The organism is Haliea salexigens DSM 19537 (assembly GCF_000423125.1).
Taxonomy (GTDB): domain Bacteria; phylum Pseudomonadota; class Gammaproteobacteria; order Pseudomonadales; family Halieaceae; genus Haliea; species Haliea salexigens.
Window position 1 is genome coordinate 168394 of the sequence record NZ_AUHJ01000004.1, and the last position, 18477, is coordinate 186870.

Here is an 18477-nt window from a genome sequence, read left to right on the forward strand (position 1 = left end):
CTACTGCTCCTGTTCGGGAAGTTCGATGTAATAAATGCCAACTGCAACGTAACGTAGGGGCTCACCCACCGTTTCATCGCTTTCCGATTGGTGTTGCGTCAACCACGCGTTGTACTCTTCGAGCAACGCCTGAGACTTGCGGGTGGACAATGCCCGGAACTCCGTCGCTGTTGCAGCAGCAATCGAGGCGTTAGACACTTTTCGTTGGAAGAAGCGTTGCTCGGGCAATACCTCAAGGTTGTGGCCAATGGTGTGAACCAGCTCCCCTACGTCTTTGCCCAGGATATTGATCTTCTCCAGGGGTGTTGCCTTGGGAATATAAGCACGCTCCACCAGCACCGCGTTGCCAGCTCGCACCTCGACGTTCTCGCTCGCTTGAAGCGTGGAGAGCATGGCAGCAGCCGGAATGTCACCGCTGTAGCGCCGCACAAGTGCCGCAAAACTCCAGTCACCGCCCTCAAGAGGCAGAGCAGCGGGCTCCCCGCTGGCATCGTTGAACGCCGGATCGTTGATCCAGCCACTGATGACGCGTATCGCACGGTTATAACGCTGGCTGGCGCCGCCATCCAAAAGTGCCTCAGACTCCCGGATGCGGCTGACGTCCTTGCGCGTCAATCCCGTCAGCGCCGACACAGCAGAGACTGTCGCGCGCTTTCCATCGCGCTCGACCAGAAGAAACCCTTCATCCACGAACGCGCGTTTGGCGAGCTCTGCAAAGGTACCGTACGCCATGCCGTGGGAGAGGAGCACACGGGCGAGAGGCCGCATGATTCGGACCACCGCGTCACTGAGCACTTGATGTATTGGCATATCCATATTTGGGAATATATTCCCAAATGATGTGGGCGTCAAGCGCCTACGGCGGATGCTTTTTCGCTATGCACTCGCGATAGGGCCGCATTCCCTGCACAACCAGCGCGATTGCCAACGGACAAACCAACAGCGGTAGCAGAGCCAGCGCATAGCGCAGCGCCTGATCATCAGCAAAAACGAAGTCGGTAAGCATTGCCACGGCACTGGGCCCAAACGCGAGTCCGAACAGGTTGGTAAAGAACAACATCAAGGCCGACACCTGCGCGCGCATTCGATTGGGCGTCATGAATTGCACGGCGGCCACACCCACGCCAAAGTGCGCATTGAGAAAAAACACGATCGGCGCAGCCCACCAGATCGCCAGCTCGGCACTGCCGCTCATTGGCCCGGCAACGGCGGGCAGCAACCACAGTGCAGCAACCAGCAGCACGATGCGCAGCGGCGCATCGGCGTAACCCCGCCGCCGCAACGGTTCGACTGACCAGCCTCCCGCAAGCGCACCCGCACTGCCCGCCAGCAGAAACATCAACCCAAACTGGCTGCCCGCCTCAGCCCGCGGCATATCGAAACTGCGAATGAGGAATTCCGGGTACCAGGCCATGGTGCCGTAGCCAAGAATACTCAGTACCGACGCCGCGCCGATTGGCGCCAGATAGGCACGTCCGTGTGCCTTGAGGTGTGCCATGATCGCTGCGAGGCTGGGGGCGGGCTCCTGCTCACCCGGCGTTCCAGTGCGGGCCACGTCTTCGCGGCGCACGGGTTCCGGGAGAAACCCGAAGAATACCGCAAGCAGCAGGCCCGGCGCGCCCACCGCAATAAAGGTCATCTGCCACGGACGCATTTCACCCAGCAACGGCAGCGTCACCGGAGCGCCCTGAGCAAACCATGCATACACTGCACCGCCCACCACGTAAGCCATGCCACCGCCCAGCGTAATGCCCAGACTGTAGATCGCCAGCGCACGCGCCAGCTTTTCGCGGGGAAACAGATCACCGAGCATGGAAAACGCCGAGGGCGAGAGCGTGGCCTCACCGATGCCAACCCCGACACGCGCGAGAAACAGGCCACCGAAACTGCGGGCGGCACCACACAGGCAGGTCATCGCACTCCAGGCCACCAGCCCCGCGGTGATAATCCACTTGCGGCTGTGGCGGTCGGCGAGGCGCGCAATAGGTAACCCCATAACGATGTAAAACATGGAAAAGGCGAAGCCGTGCAGCAGGCTGTACTGAAAGTCGCTGATGGCGAAATCGGCGCGAATGGGGCCAATCAGCACTGCCATGACATTGCGGTCGATAAACGACAGGATGTACGCCAGCAACAGCAGTATCAGTGCGTAGTTGGCTGTAGCTGCCGGAGGATACCCGTCTGCACCCGCCGGGGAAGATACCACGGGATCAGTCACCGTGGCTGCAAACCGCGTTCATACCGGGTCGAATCAAAGCAGGCCACGCCCGGGAATCGCCTGCAGCAGTTGTCGTGTGTAGTCTTCCTTTGGCGCGTTGAACAGCGCATCACCGGTGCCCTGCTCCACTACACGCCCTTTGTACAACACCAGTATGCGGTCGGCGATATGTCGCACAACCGCCAGATCGTGCGAGACAAACAGCATGGTCAGGCCGTATTCACGCCCCAGTTCCAGCATCAGCTCGAGAATCTGAGCCTGGATGGTGACATCCAGCGCCGACACCGGTTCATCCGCCACCACGAACTCCGGACGCGTTGCCAGCGCGCGGCCGATGGCAATGCGCTGGCGCTGGCCGCCGGAGAACTCATGCGGGTACTTGCGCACGAACGCACGCGCCAGGCCCACGTCATCCATAAGCTGCAGCACGCCCTGCTCGACCGTTTTGCGCGTGGCAATACCGTGCAGTAGCAAGGGCTCGGCCAGGGTGTCGTACACGGACATGCGCGGGTTCAGCGAGGCGTAGGGGTCCTGGAAAATCATCTGCATGCGGCGCCGCATCTGTTTCAAGCCGGCGCCGGCAAGGCCGGTGACATCGGTGCCATCAAAGAGCACCTCGCCACTGGTCACCGGTACCAGGCGCAACAGCGAACGGCCTATGGTCGACTTGCCACTGCCCGATTCACCCACCAGGCCCAACACTTCGCCTCGTTGCACGGTGAAGCTGACATCGTCCACTGCACGCAACGGCTCGGCGCCACGCCCCTGGGAAAACCAGGTACACAGGTTGCGCACCTGGATCAGGTCCTCCCGCGCGGCGTCTGCCGGGGGCTTGCTGCCTGCAGGTATCGCTGCCAGCAGTTTCTGTGTGTAAGGGTGCTCAGCGGCCTGGAAAATCGCCTGGCGATCACCCCGCTCCACCACATGTCCCTTTTCCATCACCACGATTTCATCGGCAATGTCGGCAACCACGGACAGATCGTGGCTGATGAATATCACGCCGATGTTGCGCTTGCGCTGCAGCTCGGCAATGAGTTCGAGTATCTGCGCCTGAATAGTGACATCCAGTGCCGTGGTGGGCTCGTCGGCGATCAGCAGCCGGGGCTCGTTGATCAACGCCATCGCGATCATCACCCGCTGGCGCATGCCGCCGGAAAACTGGTGCGGGTACTGGTCGATCGTCGCCTGCGGATCGCGTAAACCCACTTCTGCCAGCAGTTCCAGCGCGCGTTCCCTGGCCTGCGCCCGGGTCACCTTGCGGTGATAGATAAGCGGCTCCACCAGCTGGTTGCCCACCGTCATGTAGGGGTTGAGGCAGGTCATCGGGTCCTGGAAGATCATGGCGATGTCGCGGCCGCGGATCTCGCGCAACTCGCGCTCGCTCATCTGTAACAGGTCGCGCCCGTCAAACACGGCACTGCCACGCTCGATACTGGCAGGCGGCGTGGGGAGTAACCCCAGCAGGCTGTAGCAGGCAACGGACTTGCCAGACCCTGACTCACCGATAATCGCGGTGATCTGGCCAGGCTCAACATCAAAGCCGATGCCGTTTACCGCCGTGATGCGCCCGTTGCGGGTGGTGAAGTCGACCTGCAGGTCGCGGACACTGAGCAGAGGCATGGGCTATCAGTCTCCAGAGCCGCGCACGTCCAGCGCATCGCGCAGGCCGTCGCCAAGAAAGTTCAATGCAAACAGGGTCAGGGTGAGCGCCGCACCCGGGAAAATCAGCAGCCACGGATACTCTTCCATGGTTTCAGCGCCGTAGGAGATCAGCAGGCCCCAGGACGTGGCCGGCGGCTGTACGCCGAGGCCGAGAAAACTCAGGAACGCCTCCAGCAGCATGACGCTGGGAATGGTCAGGGTGGTATAGACAATGATCGGCCCCAATGCGTTGGGCACCAGATGACGGCGGACGATGGTTGCCGGTGACAAACCCAGCGAAACCGCGGCCTCAACAAACTCCTGTTGGCGCAGGGACTGCACCTGGCCGCGCATGATGCGCGCCATAGTCAGCCATTCGACCGCACCGATGGCCAGGAACAGCAGCAGCAGATTGCGCCCGAACACCACCATCAACAACACGATGAAGATCATGAAGGGTAATGCGTAGAGGATATCTACCAGTCGCATCATCACCGCGTCCACGCGGCCGCCCACGTAGCCGGCAACGGCGCCCCAGGTCACGCCGATCACCAACGCCACCGCAGTCGCGACAAAACCCACCGCCAGGGAGATACGCCCGCCGTAGAGTATCTGGGTCAACAGGTCACGTCCGAAGATATCCGTGCCTAACCAATGCGCTGCTGAAGGCGGTGAAGCCCCGAGGTCGAGGTTCTGGGCATCGTAGGCATAGGGTGCAATCCACGGCGTCAGCAGGGCAACCACAATAAACACGCTGAGCACAGCGAGCCCGAACAGAGCCAGACGGTTCTTGCGCAAACGGCGCCAGGCATCCTTCCACAGGGAAGTGCCCTGCTCTGCCTGTACCACGTCAGTGAGGTTCGCAGAGGTCATTCACGCCTCCCCATACTGTGCGCGCAGGCGCGGATTCAACCACGCGGCGAGAATGTCGGAGAGCAGGTTGAACAGCACGATCAGGGTCGACAGAAAGACTGTGGTGCCGAGAATCATGGTGTAGTCGCGGTTAAAGGCGGCCTGCACATAGAAGCGCCCCAGGCCCGGAATCTGGAAAATGGTTTCCACCACAAACGAGCCCGCCAGCAAGCCCGCGAACGCGGGGCCGAGGAAAGCCACCACGGGGATCAGGCCGCCGCGCAGTGCGTGGCGCGTTACCACCTGCCATTCCGGCAAGCCCTTGGCGCGTGCCGTGCGGATATAGTCCTGCGACATCACTTCCAGCATGCCGGCCCGGCTCAAGCGCGCGATGTACGCCGCATAAGCGGCGCCGAGCGTAAGGCTGGGCAGTATTTTGTCGCCGGGAATATCGCCCCACCCCGCCACCGGCAGCCACTCCAGGTGAATGCCGAACAACAGCACCAGCAACGGGCCGAGCAGAAAGGTGGGCATGCAAATGCCGATCATCGCCACCGACATGGGAATGTAGTCCTGCGCGCTATTGGGCTTGAGCGACGCCACAACACCCGCCAGCCCGCCCAGCACGACCGCTACCAGCAGGGCATACGCGCCCAGCTCCGCCGTCGCCGGCAGACCCGCGGCAATGAGTTCATTCACACTGCGGCCGGGGTATTTGAACGAGGGACCGAGCTCACCCCGGGCCAGGTCTTGCAGGTAGGCGAAATACTGTTGCCCCAGGGGAAGGTCTAGCCGGTACTGGGCTTCCAGCGCAGCCTTGACCTCGGGAATCACCGCTTTTTCGCTATCAAAAGGGCCGCCGGGTGCCACCCTCACCAGGAAAAAGGTGACAGTGATGACCGCGAGAATAACCGGAATGGCCTGCAACAAACGCCCGGCAATAAAACGCCACATAGGCTACTCCAGCTCGAATTCAGTCAGTGGCACATCTTCAAGGTGAATGTATTTCACATTGACGAAGTCCATAAGGTTGGGCGGTAAGCCCTTCACGGATGGGTGCACGAGATGTTTGCTGGCATAGGTGTAAATGGGCAGGATCGGCATCTGCTCCATGAGGCGCGTTTCCGCTTCATGAAACAGCGCGAAGCGCGCCTCCTGGGTTGCCGCGCGCGGCGCACGCTGCAATATCAGCTCATCGTATACCGGGTCTGAAAAGCCGGTGTTGTTGTTGCCGCCGTCGGTGATGTAGAGGTCGAGGAAGTTGTTCGGATCCACGTAGTCGCCGATCCAACCACGTCGCGCCACCTGGAAATTCATCTGGGAGACCGAATCCAGGTACACTTTCCATTCCTGGTTGGACAGCGTGACGGTGATATTCAACGCATCCTTCCACATTTGCTGCAGCGCCACGGCGATCTTGCGGTGGCTTTCGCTGGTGTTGTAGATCAGCTCCAGCCCGGGCCAGCCGTCACCCCCGGGGTACCCGGCCTCGGCAAGCAGGCGCCGCGCTTCCTCTGGGTCAAAAGCAAACAGCTGTGGTGGCTGGTAACCCAATGTACCCGGCGGCGTGATTGCGTAGGCCGGGTTATTACTGCCGTAAAGCACATTACGCGTCAGCGCCTCGCGATCCACCGCCAATGACAAGGCTTTGCGTACGCGCACATCGTCCAGCGGCGGGCGCTCAGTATTCAGCAGGTAAAAATAGGTACCCAGGTAAGGCGCCTCGACAAACGGTGTATCGGCCATTTTGCGGTACGCGGGAATCTTGTTCAGCGGCACATCGTTCGTGTAGTGCAGTTGATGAACGCGGAACATGCGTTCCTCGCTGACAATGTTTTCGGTCGGGTAGAACACGATGCCGTTCAGGCGTACGGCGTCGTTGTCCCAGTAATGGGGGTTCCTCTCCACCACAATACGCCGGTTCAGCTGCCAGTTCTGCAACTGAAACGGACCATTGGTCACGATATTGCCAACGCGGGTCCAACGCGTAAAACGGTCTGTGGCCTTGCCAAACCGCTCAATGGTTTCGCGGTGCACGGCGTAGCTGGAATAGTGGTCCATGAGTTGCAGAAAGTACGGCGTCGGCGCATTCAGCGTCACTTCAAGCGTCATGTCATCCAGCGCGCGCACACCGACCAGTGCCGGGTCATCAATCTTGCCCGTGGCGTAGGCTTCCGCGTTTTCCACCGGATAGAGCATGTAGGCGTACAGGTTGCCCATCGCCGGGTCCAGAGCGCGCCGCCAGGACCAGACGAAGTCGTGTGCGGTGACCGGGTCGCCGTTGGACCAACGGCCTTCCGGCTGCATATGGAACGTAATGACGCGGCGGTCCTCGCTGAACTCCCAGCTCGCGGCCGCACCGGGCTCCGGCTCCAGGGTCCAGGGATTTTTGCGCGTGAGCCCCTCAAACAGGGCGTCAATGATCTTGCTTTCCGGTACGCCGGTCACCACATGCGGGTCCAGCCCCTGGGGCTCGGAACCATTGCCAAAATGCAGAATACCCTCGCGGTTGCCCTGGGCAACATTGGACTCACCCGCGCTGCAGCCGCCGAGGAAGGCAGCCACCAGCGCAAGACTCACAACACGGACGATTCTATGCATGAGCGCGAACATAGCCTGTTTGCCGGGGTAACACCATCAGTAACCGGCTGTGCCCTGCACAATCCGGGCGTGGAAATCGGCGTCAAGTGGTTCGTAGCGGGTCGCGCCCGGCTTCAGTACGCACAGCACATCGTTGACCTGCGCCGGGTCGTAGCCCTGCTTGCGCAAGTCGCCCTTGAGCAGTTTAAAAGTACCGGTGGTGTCCATCTCGCTTTGTATACGCAGGAACAAGGGGCGGGCGAAATGCGGAAGCTCCGCTTGTACGTGCGTCGAGAAAGTGTCCAGGTCGAGACTCGACACGCCTTCCTCCAGGCGCAGCGACGCCATACCGGCGCGGCCATCCGTGCCAGGCACCTCCACACCGTACACATTGCTGAGCGCAATCTGCGGGTGCAGGTTAAGTATCTCGCCCACCTCGTTGGTAGACACATTTTCCCCTTTCCAGCGAAAGGTATCGCCGATGCGGTCCACGAACTGATAGTGCGGCAGGCCAAGCGCAAACCCCACATCAACCGTGCGCATCAGGTCGCCCGTGTTGAACCAGGCATCGCCCGACTGCAGCACGTCGCGCAAAATCTTCTTTTCAGTGGCTTCGGCGCTGGTGTAGCCCTCGAATTTGGTATTCGGCGTGATTCTCCCCAACAGCAGGCCCGGCTCACCGGGCGCCACCGGCTGGCAGCGCCCGGCAGCATCACGTACGACTTCATCCCGGTCCACGTCGTATTTGATCAGCGCCGTAGGCAGCGCGGAGGAGCCTACCGTGCAGTCCTTGTTCAACAGGTTGAAAAAGCCGACATTGCCTTCACTGGAGCCGTAGAACTCCGCAACCCGTTCAATGCCGAATCGCTGCTTGAAATCGTGCCAAATGTCCGGGCGCAAGCCATTGCCGACCACAGCGCGCAGTGGATTGTTCGCATCGTCAGCCTGCGCCGGCACATGCAACAGGTAGCGGCACAGCTCACCAATGTAGACGAAGGCCGTGGTGCGGTGCTCACGCACTTCCGGCAGGAACTGGCTGGCGGAAAACCGGCGCCGGATGAACATGCTGGCGCCGGCGAGAAACGCTGCCCCCGCGCCGACCATCAGCCCCGTGCCGTGAAACAGTGGCAAACACAAATACAGCCGGTCATCCTCGGTCAACTGCAGGCCGCCCACCTGCACCACGCTCGCGGTAAGCAGGTAACGCCGATTGGACAGCACCGCAGCTTTCGGCAGGCCGGTGGTGCCCGAGGTAAAAATGTAGAACGCGACATCTTCTATGGTGATGTCGGCGGTTTCGGGGGGATTGTCCGCAGTCGTCAGCGCCGCAGCGTCCGCCATGTTCAGCGCCCAGTCCGGCGTCGTGCGCTCGCCGCAATCGGGCACAAAAAGGTAGTCTCCATCGGCCAACGGCAGGGCACTGCGCACATCGGCGACCGCGTCCATACACTCCTCGCCAAACAGGAACTTGCGGGCGCCGGTAATCTCGGCACAGTGCGTCAGCGGACGCCCTGTGAGGCTGGTGTTGATGAGGGATGCAATCACGCCCAGTTTGTTGAGCGCTATCACCACCACCATGAAGTCGATGCGGTTTTCCATCAGCACGCTCACCGCATCGCCGCGTTTCAGGCCCTGGGCGCGAAACACCGCGGCATAACGGTTCGCTGCGGCGTTGAAGTGCTGCCAGTCCATCGTCTGCCCTTCACAGACAAAGGCTGAGCGCCGGGGTATACGCGCCGCATTCGTCGCCACACGGGCACCCAGGCAATCGCGCGTGTCGCCGGGGCGCGGCCGCAGCAATTTCTTCACCTTGATCAGTTTGGGAAGTTCGGCGAGAGTGGTAAAGACGTCTTTTTTTATCACTGCTTGGCTCCACGCTGTGTTGCAGGCAGTATGATACCTTGAACCGTGAAAATTGAAACCAAAACCGCCCCCGCCGGGCTCGCGAGCACACAGCAATGACACCTTACGAGAAATTACATCAGCACTTTGCCCGCCTCAATGATCTGTACCATGTTGGCGCAGTGGCGCAATGGGACGAAGCCGCCATGATGCCAGCCGGGGGCGGCGATGCGCGCGGCCAGGCGCTGGCAACACTGGACGGGGTAACCCACCAGATGCTGACCGATCCCCGCATTGGCGAATGGCTGGCCGCCGCGGACAGTGCGACGCTGGAGCCCTGGCAAGCAGCCAACCTGCGCGAAATGCAGCGCAACTACCGCGATGCCACCTGTTTGCCTGAGAGTCTGGTCGAACGTCGCACACTGGCAAACAGCCGCTGCGAACAGGCCTGGCGCGTGCACCGTGCCGAAAATAACTGGCAGGCAATGGCTCCACTGCTGGAGGATGTGGTCGCGCTGGCGCGGGAAGAGGCCGCCGCGCGCGCAGCGGTGAACGGCATGTCACTCTATGACAGCCTTCTGGACAGCTACGAGCCGGGGATGACCTGCGCTCAACTGGACCCGCTATTCGCCGAATTGAAAGCGTTTCTACCCGGCCTGCTGGACGCCACCATCGAACGGCAGCAACAGCAGCCGGCGCAGCTTCCCGAAGGCCCCTTCACCATTGAGGCGCAGCGGGCGCTGGGACTGGCCATGATGCGCACGCTGGGCTTCGACTTTGAACACGGACGCCTTGATGTCAGCCACCATCCGTTCTGTGGCGGTGTCCCCAGCGATGTGCGCATCACCACCCGCTACAATACCGAGGGCTTTACCCAGGCGTTGATGGGCGTCATTCACGAAACCGGGCACGCACTGTACGAACAGGGCCTGCCCGCCGAGTGGCAGTCACAACCGGTCGGGCAGGCGCTCAGCACGGCTGTACACGAAAGCCAATCCCTGCTGATGGAAATGCAGGCCTGTCGCAGCCCGGAATTTCTGCACTACCTGACACCTCATCTGCAGGGCAGTTTTGCGGCAGCTCAGCCGCGCGCCGCCGCGTGGCAGGAAGACAACCTCTACCGCCTGTTCACCCACGTGAAGCGCGGTTACATTCGCGTGGACGCCGATGAAGTCAGCTACCCCCTGCACGTCATCCTGCGTTACGAAATCGAACGCCAGCTGATCGAAGGTGAGCTGGAGGTCGCCGGCATACCGGAGGCCTGGGATGCGCGCATGCAGTCATACCTCGGGCTATCTACAGCAGGCAACTACCGCGATGGCTGCCTGCAGGACGTACACTGGCCCGCTGGTCTGTTCGGCTACTTTCCCACTTATACCCTGGGTGCCATGAGCGCCGCGCAGCTATTCGCGGCGGCAAGGCAGGCATTGCCAGAAATGCCGGCGCAACTGGCGGAGGGCAACTTCTGCGCCTTGCTGGGCTGGCTGCGTGAGCACGTTCACAGCCAGGGCAAGTTTCTCGACTACAACGCGTTGATGCAGCAGGCGACCGGCGCGCCGCTGCAATCATCTTATTTCCGCGCACACCTGGAGGCGCGCTACCTCGGCAAGAGTTGAATGCGACCATGGATCGATTGAGCGCCCAGGACGCGGGCTTTCTGCGCATCGAAACACCCCGCTGTCCTTTCCACGTTGCGGCCCTGATGCTGCTGAGCCCGCCGGAGGGCGCCTCCCGCACATTTCTGCGCCAGCTCGCCAGGGACTGTGGCCGGCTGAATGAAATCCTGCCCGCGTTCAACCGCCAGCTATCGCAGCCAGAGGACCCCTCCGCGGCCGCGTGGGTAGAGGCCACTCATTACCGGCCGGAAAACCATGTACTGCACTACGCGCTGCCCCAACCCGGCCGCATGCAGGACCTGCTGCAGTTGGTCACTCGCGTCCACGAACGCCCCTTGGACCGCAATCGGCCCTTGTGGGAACTGCACATCATCGAGGGACTGCCCGGCGGGCGGTTTGCGCTGTACTGTAAAACGCACCATGCCCTGGTCGACGGTATCGGCGCCATGCGTATGATCCAGAGCCTGTTCAGTACCGACCCTGCGGCCCACATCGATTTTCGTCGCGTGCGCCGCGACAGGCGCCGTCAGCACAGCCATCACAGCCTGTTTGAGCAACTGGGCCGGGTAGCCAGCAGCACCTGGCGACAGTACCGCGCCCTGCCACAACTCTCCCGGCTATTGATGCATATGGGCAAGGATGTACTTACGGGCAATACCGAGGCCATGCGCCTGCCCTTTACCGCGCCACGCAGCGTATTCAACACCGAGCTGGAAGCGCGCCGCAGCCTCACCATCTGCGACCTCCCACTGCGCACCGTACGACGCATAGCGCACCAGAGCGGGGGCACCATCAACGATGTGTTACTGGCCATCTGCGGCGGCGCATTGCGGCGCTACCTCGAGGCACAGAAGGCTCTGCCAAAACATTCACTGATTGTGGGTATGCCGGTATCGCTCAAATCCACAGGGGAAGGAGAAGGCAACCGGCTGAGCTATATCCTCAGCCCGTTCTTCACCACTGAAGCCGACGACTACACACGGTTGCAGCGGGTTATCCGCACAACGCGTACCGCCAAACGGGAAATGGCAGCGATTTCGGTTACCGCCGCCGAGGATTTCTATGCACTGCTCATGCTGCCTGCGGTGCTGCTCACCGTGACCGGGAACGCCGAGCGCGTAAGGCCGGCCATTAACGCCATTTTCTCCAATGTCCCGGGCGCCAAAACTCCGCTGTACCTGAACGGCGCGCACCTGGACGCGCTGTACCCACTGTCGATCATCACCCACGGGATGGGCCTGAATATCACCGTGGTCAGCCATGCGGGCAAGCTGTGTGTTGGCATAGCGAGCTGCCCGGAACGCCAGGCGGATATCGAAGCGCTGCCCAAGCATATGCTCGCCAGCTACCATGCGCTGCGGCGTCAGATGGCTGGGAAATAAGCACACGTGAGAAAACACTTGCTGCCGCCCGCGCCCCTTTTGCTATAATCGCGCCGCCGTGCCGGTGTAGCTCAGTTGGTAGAGCAGCGCATTCGTAATGCGAAGGTCGTAGGTTCGACTCCTATCTCCGGCACCACTAGCTCAATAGAATCAACGAGTTAGGTTTGCTCTAGTCCATATCCCTATATTAGTCCCCACTAAGCGAAAACGGTACTACAGCACTAACAGTATCTGCGTCCCTGCCCTTCCCCTGCGCTCAGCCAATCGAAGTTTTTTGGGGGTCATTCCCGAGTGCTATTGGCTGATCAAGGGTCTGGTAGCCGTGAGGGGGCGCTATCGCAATGGACGGCACGGGCGTCTAGTCAGCACCAGACTATTACCCAAGCACGTGGAGTCGTTTCCCTCCACAATGGCGGGATCGATTTATCCCGCCGTCAATTCTTGCCCTCCATTTTCGCCTTCAGATTGGCGAAGGGATTATGAGTTGCTGGTTTTGCTCGAGTGGCCTCGGTGCTGCCATAGCGCACAAAGCTCTCAAACTTACTGTATTCTTCTTCGTGGCAGTAGATACACAGCAACTCCCAGTTGCTGCCATCGCCGGGATTATTGTCGTGGTTGTGATCGACATGGTGGACGGTTAGCTCTGACAGGTTCCTCCGATCAAACTCTCGCGCACAGCGACCACAGACCCACGGGGATATCTTCAGGGCGAGCTCACGATACCCGGACTCCCGCCTGGCATTTTACTCAAGCTGCTCGGCACGCACTTGCTTGAAGCTCTTTGATGGAGGCATTTGCTCACTCATGACGTTGCAGCTCTGACCGAATCATATAATCGCGGACAATCATGCGTTAAAGGGCGCCATATCGAGCGCCCTTCCGTCAATCATAGGGATTAATCGGGTTGGGATCAGCTCAAAACCTACGCCTGGTAGCTCGCGCGTCGTCCTCAGCCGACTCGTAGCGCCCACGATCCTCATCGGACTGCGCATTGGCATAATACTGATACAACCAGGCCATTCCGGCAAAAATCTGCGCATAATTGGCGTCCAGGGTCTTGCTGCAGGACGGAAAATCGCTGGGCTGAATCCAGACTTTACCCAGCTGCCCTCGCCCATCAGTATGCGGACTTTTGCCCCAGCAAATCTCAAAGATCAAACAGGCAACGCCAACTGAGTTGCTCCAAGCGGCAGCATGCCGATGCATCCGCGGTAAATCGAGGTCCGGCGCATATATATCCGCCAATTGTAATTTGGCTGATGAAACGTGTTGAATGCCGCCCAAAATTGACCCACCTAAGGGGGTAATTTCCATCCAAAACTGACCCACTGAATCGACTACTCTGCTCATTTTTTGAGCGGGGTACGAAGGAGTGATCACAGTGGGCATGTTAGCCAAGATCAGGCGGATGTATTTCCGCGACAAGGTTCCCCTGCGCGAGATTGCGCGGCAGACCGGTTTATCCCGCAACACCCTCAGGCATTGGCTGCGTCAAAGCGAGATGCGCGAACCCGCGTATCCTCGCCGCACCGCCCCCAGCATCCTGGACCCTTACAAAGAACAGCTGGCGACCTGGTTGCGCACCGACAGTCACCGCCCCAAGCGTGACCGGCGCACCGCCAAGGTATTGTTCCAGTTACTGCAGGCGCAGGGTTATCCCGGTGGCTACGCCCGGGTGGCCATCTTTGTTAGGCAATGGCGCGAAGCCGGCGGTGCCGCGCCGGCCCGCAAAGCCTTCATCCCCCTGAGGTTTGCCCCTGGTGAGGCCTTCCAGTTCGACTGGAGCTGCGAGTATGCCGTGATCGGGGGTCTTCGACGCCGACTGGAGGCGGCCCATATCAAGCTGGCCCACAGCCGCGCCTTCCTGGTGGTGGCCTACCCCCTGCAAACCCACGAGATGTTGTTTGACGCCCATGCTCGGGCCTTCGCCGCCTTTGGTGGCATACCCCGGCGCGGGATTTACGACAACATGAAGACGGCGGTGGACAAAGTCGGGCGTGGCAAGGAGCGCACCGTCAATGCGCGCTTCCAAGCGATGACCGGCCACTACCTGTTTGAGCCGGAGTTCTGTAACCGGGCCGCTGGTTGGGAGAAGGGGGTCGTGGAGAAGAACGTGCAGGACCGCCGCCGACAACTGTGGGCCAATGCCAACGCTCGACACTGGCCGTCCTTGGAGGTGTTGAATGACTGGCTGGCCAGCGAATGCCGTGCGGCCTGGATGGATATGCGCCATCCAGATTGCCCCGACCTGACCCTCCTCTCGGTACTGGAGGATGAACAGCCGCACCTGATGCCCAATCCACAGCCGTTTGACGGCTATATCGAACAGCCGGTACGGGTGTCCGCCACGGCCCTGATCCACTACCAGCGCAGTCGCTACAGTGTGCCAGCGGAGCTGGCACACCAGGTCATCAGCCTGCGGGTGTATCCCTGGGAGCTTGTCCTGGTCGCCGAGGGTGAGGAGGTGGCGCGACACCGCCGCTGCTTTGAACGGTACCAGACGGTCTATGACTGGCAACACTATGTCGGTGTGCTACAACGCAAGCCCGGCGCGCTACGCAATGGTGCCCCGTTCACCGAGATGCCTGAGCGCCTCAGAACCCTGCAGCGTTATCTGTTGCGCCAGGAGGGTGGCGACCGGGTCATGGCTCAGGTCCTTGCCGCGGTTGTCTCCGAAGGGCTGGAGCCTGTGCTGGTCGCGGTGGAGCTGGCACTGGAGTCCGGCAACATCAGCGGCGACCACGTGCTCAACGTGCTCGCCCGGCTGCAATCACCGTTGCCCCCGAAAACGCCGGTGGAAACCTCGCTGACGCTCAGTGAGGAACCCCTGGCCAATGTGCAACGCTACGACCATCTGCGCAGCACGGTGCCGGCGGAGGTGAACCATGTCGAATGACCTGATCTCACAGCTGAAGTCGCTAAAACTCCATGGCATGGCGCAGACGTTGCCGGAACTGATGGCGAAGGCCCGCAGCCACGCAATGGATGCGGAGCAGGTGTTGCAGGTACTATTGGCTGCGGAATCGGCGGAGCGAGAGGTCAAATCCCTAGCCTATCAGATGAAGGCGGCGCGGTTCCCGGCACATCGCGATCTGGCGGGCTTCGATTTTACCCAGGCACGGGTCGATGAGGTGCTGGTCCGACGTTTGCACGGTGGCGAGTTCATGAGCAGCGCGCAGAACGCGGTGCTGATTGGTGGCCCAGGAACCGGCAAGACTCATCTGGCCACCGCTATTGGTGTGGAGGCGATCCAGCGCCATCAGCGCCGGGTGCGGTTCCTCTCGACGGTAGAGCTGGTCAACACCCTGGAACAGGAAAAGGCCGCTGGTAAGCAGGGTCAGCTGGCATACCGCCTGACGCATGTTGATCTGGTGATCCTCGATGAGTTGGGCTACCTGCCGTTTAGCCAGGCCGGTGGCGCACTGCTGTTCCACTTGCTATCGAAACTCTACGAGCGCACCAGCGTGATGATCACCACCAATCTGGGCTTTGCCGAATGGGGCAGCGTATTCGGTGATGCGAAGATGACCACGGCCCTGCTCGACCGGCTAACCCACCACTGCCACATCGTGGAGACCGGCAATGAGTCCTGGCGGTTCCGTCACAGTCTGGCCAGTGGCAAGCGAAGAAAACCGACGACAAACCAACCCGATGAAGGAGAGAGCGAACCCGAAAAGACAGACTTATCCACAGACGCCTAGGTATACTGGGCACCCATAACCCGGGTCAGAATTGGACGGAAACCCTGGGTCAGTTTTAAACGGCAACCAACAGTGGGACCACTGGATCGCATTTACGTTGTTGCTCGGGCTTGGCCTGCACATGATCTTTGAGGGCTTAAAACCGAGTGATGCAGATGGTGGAACACCACCTCACCAGCATTCTTTTTTCAAACTGGCCCTGACTGCATTCGGGACGAGTATTGATGCCATGGCCGTCGGGGTTAGCCTAGCCTTTGTCGACGTCAATATCCTCCTGGCAGCCGGACTAATCGGCTTAGCCACCACAACAATGGTAACCCTAGGCGTTATGTTAGGGCGGGTCGTCGGTGCATTATTCGGCCATCGGGCCGAAATCGTCGGGGGGCTCATTTTGATTTCGGTGGGGGTGTGGATCTTGTCGGACGGCCTATAAAGCAGCCTCATATTGGGGGCTGGCTCGTCGCTCGTGCATGCGAAGTAGAAATCCAGACTTGTGCATCGTATTCCGACGCTACAAGCTGCTCCTGGTTAGCGGAAAATACAGCGTAAAAGTGATATTACTTTCGTTGGAAACAGCCTCCACACGGCCACCGTGCGCCTCGACAATAGAACGCACAATGGCCAGACCAAGCCCAGCGCCTTCGCTTTGTCGCGTTCTGGAAGGATCAACACGGTAAAATCGGTCGAAGATTTTGGCCAGGTGCTCAGCGGGTATCCCCGGGCTAGGGTTCTGCACGCTCAGTGAGACCTCATGATTGGATGCTGCGGCCAACCGAATCTGCACGCGCCCACCGGAGGGCGTGTGGCGAATGGCATTGGACAGCAGATTCGAAATAGCCCGCCGCAGCATAGCGCGGTCGCCCTGTATAGTTGGCACCTGCCCTTCCACTGCCAGAACAATCTGGCGCTCTTCCGCCAGCGCTCCAAAAAAGTCGAACAGCTCACTGGCCTCACTGGCCAGGTTCAGCGTCACCTCAACCGGCTTGAGCAGGCCATGGTCACTCTTGGCTAGCCACAACATATCGTTGACCATTTTGGCCAGCCGCTCTTGCTCTTCCAGATTGGAATACAGGAGTTCGCGGTACTCCTCTAACGATCTGGCCCTACCCAACCCAACTTGAGTTTGTGTAATAAGATTGGTCAGAGGCGTACGCAATTCGTGGGCGATATCCGCCGAAAAGTGCGACAAACGAGCAAAGCTGTCTTCAAGGCGGCCGATCATGTGGTTAAAGGAAGTGACCAGGCCCTGCAACTCCGTTGGGGCAATCGAGGGATCAAGGCGCACATGGAGCCTGTCGGCCTGTATATCACCCATTCTTTCGGAAAATCCACGCAGGGGGGCATGTGCCTGGTAAACGCCATACCATGCAGCTAAAAGCGTTATGCCGCCCGCCAAGCTCATAATGAGCCACAACGTGCGACGAAAACTCTGTAAGAACTGCAAGTGGAAGCCTATATCGATAGCCGTCGTCACCGCGTAGATCTCCCCCATCACCTCGACCTGCGTCAGGGCGCCGCGCAAAGTACTACCGTTGTCGTGCCAAATTTCTAGATCATTCGCGTGGATTGCGGTGGTCGGGTTAGCCGTCGCAGCCATTTGCGACAGATCAGCGCCCGGGGTGCCATAAAGCACATCGCCGGACTGGCTCATTACCTGAAAATAGACGCCATGATGCCCCGATATGGCGCCCGCCAATGCCACGTTCAGTCGTTTTGGATCGCCGGCGCCAATATGCAGTGCGTCGACCACCGCTTCGCTCATCACCGCAAGCTCATCAGCGTCCTGCTCCGCAAAATGGCGGTCGACAGCATTGAGCACAAGATTTCCAATTAAAAAGAGACTGCACCCAATGGCGAGCGCGACGAACACCATGACGCGTGCCGCCAGTGACAGGGGTTGACGCTCAGTGCGTGTCATCGTCAGTTTCAACATCAAGCGTGTACCCCATACCTCGTACGGTATGAATCAGTTTCGGCTCAAAGTCGTCGTCAATTTTTGCCCGCAGCCGGCGAATTGCCACATCAATCACATTGGTATCCGAATCAAAATTCATGTCCCACACCTGGGAAGCGATCAGAGAACGCGTTAATACCTCACCCCGGCGACGCACCAACAGTTCCAAAAGGCAAAACTCTTTGTGGCTGAGATTGATTTTCTGGCCGGCACGGGTCACACGGTGTTTCAGTAGATCAAGGGTCAGGTTGGCCACCTGAAGATACTCTGACAAAGCGGGTGTTGAGCTTCTGCGTAACAGCGTGCGCACCCGAGCCAAAAGCTCGGCAAAGGCAAAGGGCTTCACAAGATAGTCGTCGGCACCCAACTCCAAGCCCCTAACGCGATCATCCACAGAGTCGCGTGCGGTTAAGAACAGTACCGCTGTCTGCTGACCGGCGTCGCGCAAGGACTGCACAATACGCCAGCCGTCCACATCCGGCAGCATCACATCGAGAATAATCAGATCAAAGGACTCGGTCATTGCCAAATGGTGCCCGTCCAGCCCGTTACGCGCCAATGCAACCACAAAGCCCGCTTCGGTCAGACCTTGACGAAGATAGTCTCCTGTCTTCACTTCGTCTTCCACAACCAAAAGTCGCATTGGGTATTTCTCCTGATCCGTTCACCTCAAGTGTAGCCATGCGCGCCC

Annotated in this window: 15 protein-coding genes, 1 tRNA gene and 1 pseudogene; 6 read left to right on the forward strand and 11 right to left on the reverse strand. The window is 60.0% G+C overall.

The features are described from left to right. From G533_RS0106405 to G533_RS0106435, 7 genes are read right to left on the reverse strand one after another with little or no spacing between them, the layout of a single operon-like run. A complete protein-coding gene (locus G533_RS0106405) occupies positions 1–816 on the reverse strand; it encodes a DUF6502 family protein (RefSeq protein ID WP_035526790.1) in 816 nt (271 codons plus the stop codon). Between the two features lie 40 nt (positions 817–856). Continuing rightward, the gene (locus tag G533_RS20830; protein ID WP_035526791.1) at positions 857–2206 is read right to left on the reverse strand and encodes an MFS transporter; all 1350 of its coding nucleotides are present in this window, start codon (positions 2204–2206) and stop codon (positions 857–859) included. A gap of 45 nt (positions 2207–2251) precedes the next feature. Next, positions 2252–3838: an ABC transporter ATP-binding protein gene (locus tag G533_RS0106415; protein WP_027949250.1), complete on the reverse strand. Its 1587-nt coding sequence runs from the start codon at positions 3836–3838 to the stop codon at positions 2252–2254. A 6-nt stretch (positions 3839–3844) separates the two neighbouring features. Beyond that, positions 3845–4732, reverse strand: coding sequence for an ABC transporter permease (locus G533_RS0106420; protein WP_027949251.1), 888 nt, complete (start codon positions 4730–4732; stop codon positions 3845–3847). Then, a complete protein-coding gene (locus G533_RS0106425; RefSeq protein ID WP_027949252.1) occupies positions 4733–5665 on the reverse strand; it encodes an ABC transporter permease in 933 nt (310 codons plus the stop codon). Positions 5666–5668: 3 nt separating this feature from the next. Then, entirely contained in the window at positions 5669–7312 is a 1644-nt protein-coding gene (locus G533_RS0106430) for a peptide ABC transporter substrate-binding protein (protein ID WP_035526914.1), read from the reverse strand. A 36-nt stretch (positions 7313–7348) separates the two neighbouring features. Then, complete coding sequence (locus G533_RS0106435; protein WP_027949254.1) at positions 7349–9154, reverse strand: long-chain-acyl-CoA synthetase; 1806 nt, start codon at positions 9152–9154, stop codon at positions 7349–7351. Between the two features lie 95 nt (positions 9155–9249). On the opposite strand from G533_RS0106435, the gene G533_RS0106440 reads away from it, so the two are divergent. From G533_RS0106440 to G533_RS0106450, 3 genes are all read left to right on the forward strand, one after another. Further along, entirely contained in the window at positions 9250–10749 is a 1500-nt protein-coding gene (locus G533_RS0106440; RefSeq protein WP_027949255.1) for a carboxypeptidase M32, read from the forward strand. A gap of 8 nt (positions 10750–10757) precedes the next feature. After that, positions 10758–12131 (forward strand): wax ester/triacylglycerol synthase family O-acyltransferase, encoded by a 1374-nt coding sequence (locus tag G533_RS0106445; RefSeq protein ID WP_027949256.1) that lies wholly within the window; start codon positions 10758–10760, stop codon positions 12129–12131. A gap of 60 nt (positions 12132–12191) precedes the next feature. Next, positions 12192–12267: transfer RNA gene (locus tag G533_RS0106450), tRNA-Thr, on the forward strand. 298 nt (positions 12268–12565) lie between these two features. Here the strand turns inward: G533_RS0106450 and G533_RS23885 are convergent. Together G533_RS23885 and G533_RS23890 are read right to left on the reverse strand one after the other, a co-directional pair. After that, positions 12566–12859, reverse strand: a pseudogene (locus G533_RS23885) (YajD family HNH nuclease); the annotation flags it as partial. 187 nt (positions 12860–13046) lie between these two features. Further along, positions 13047–13445 (reverse strand): hypothetical protein, encoded by a 399-nt coding sequence (locus tag G533_RS23890; protein WP_144079811.1) that lies wholly within the window; start codon positions 13443–13445, stop codon positions 13047–13049. A 73-nt stretch (positions 13446–13518) separates the two neighbouring features. Between G533_RS23890 and istA the strand changes: the two genes are divergently transcribed. The 3 genes from istA to G533_RS20845 are packed head-to-tail and all read left to right on the forward strand — an operon-like array spanning position 13519 to position 16265. Further along, positions 13519–15027 carry an IS21 family transposase gene (gene istA, locus G533_RS0106465; RefSeq protein WP_420835521.1) on the forward strand — a complete coding sequence of 503 codons (1509 nt, stop codon included), beginning with the start codon at positions 13519–13521 and terminating at the stop codon, positions 15025–15027. Beyond that, a complete protein-coding gene (istB, locus tag G533_RS0106470; protein WP_027949258.1) occupies positions 15017–15832 on the forward strand; it encodes an IS21-like element helper ATPase IstB in 816 nt (271 codons plus the stop codon). The genes istA and istB overlap by 11 nt, the downstream gene beginning before the upstream one ends. Before the next feature lie 31 nt (positions 15833–15863). Beyond that, complete coding sequence (locus tag G533_RS20845; protein WP_051230042.1) at positions 15864–16265, forward strand: manganese efflux pump MntP; 402 nt, start codon at positions 15864–15866, stop codon at positions 16263–16265. A 78-nt stretch (positions 16266–16343) separates the two neighbouring features. Here the strand turns inward: G533_RS20845 and G533_RS0106480 are convergent, their stop codons facing one another. Both G533_RS0106480 and G533_RS0106485 read right to left on the reverse strand, forming a co-directional pair. After that, entirely contained in the window at positions 16344–17765 is a 1422-nt protein-coding gene (locus tag G533_RS0106480) for a heavy metal sensor histidine kinase (protein ID WP_240472388.1), read from the reverse strand. Next, a complete protein-coding gene (locus tag G533_RS0106485) occupies positions 17737–18429 on the reverse strand; it encodes a heavy metal response regulator transcription factor (protein WP_027949260.1) in 693 nt (230 codons plus the stop codon). Before G533_RS0106485 ends, G533_RS0106480 begins: the two co-directional genes overlap by 29 nt. Positions 18430–18477 lie beyond the last annotated feature (48 nt).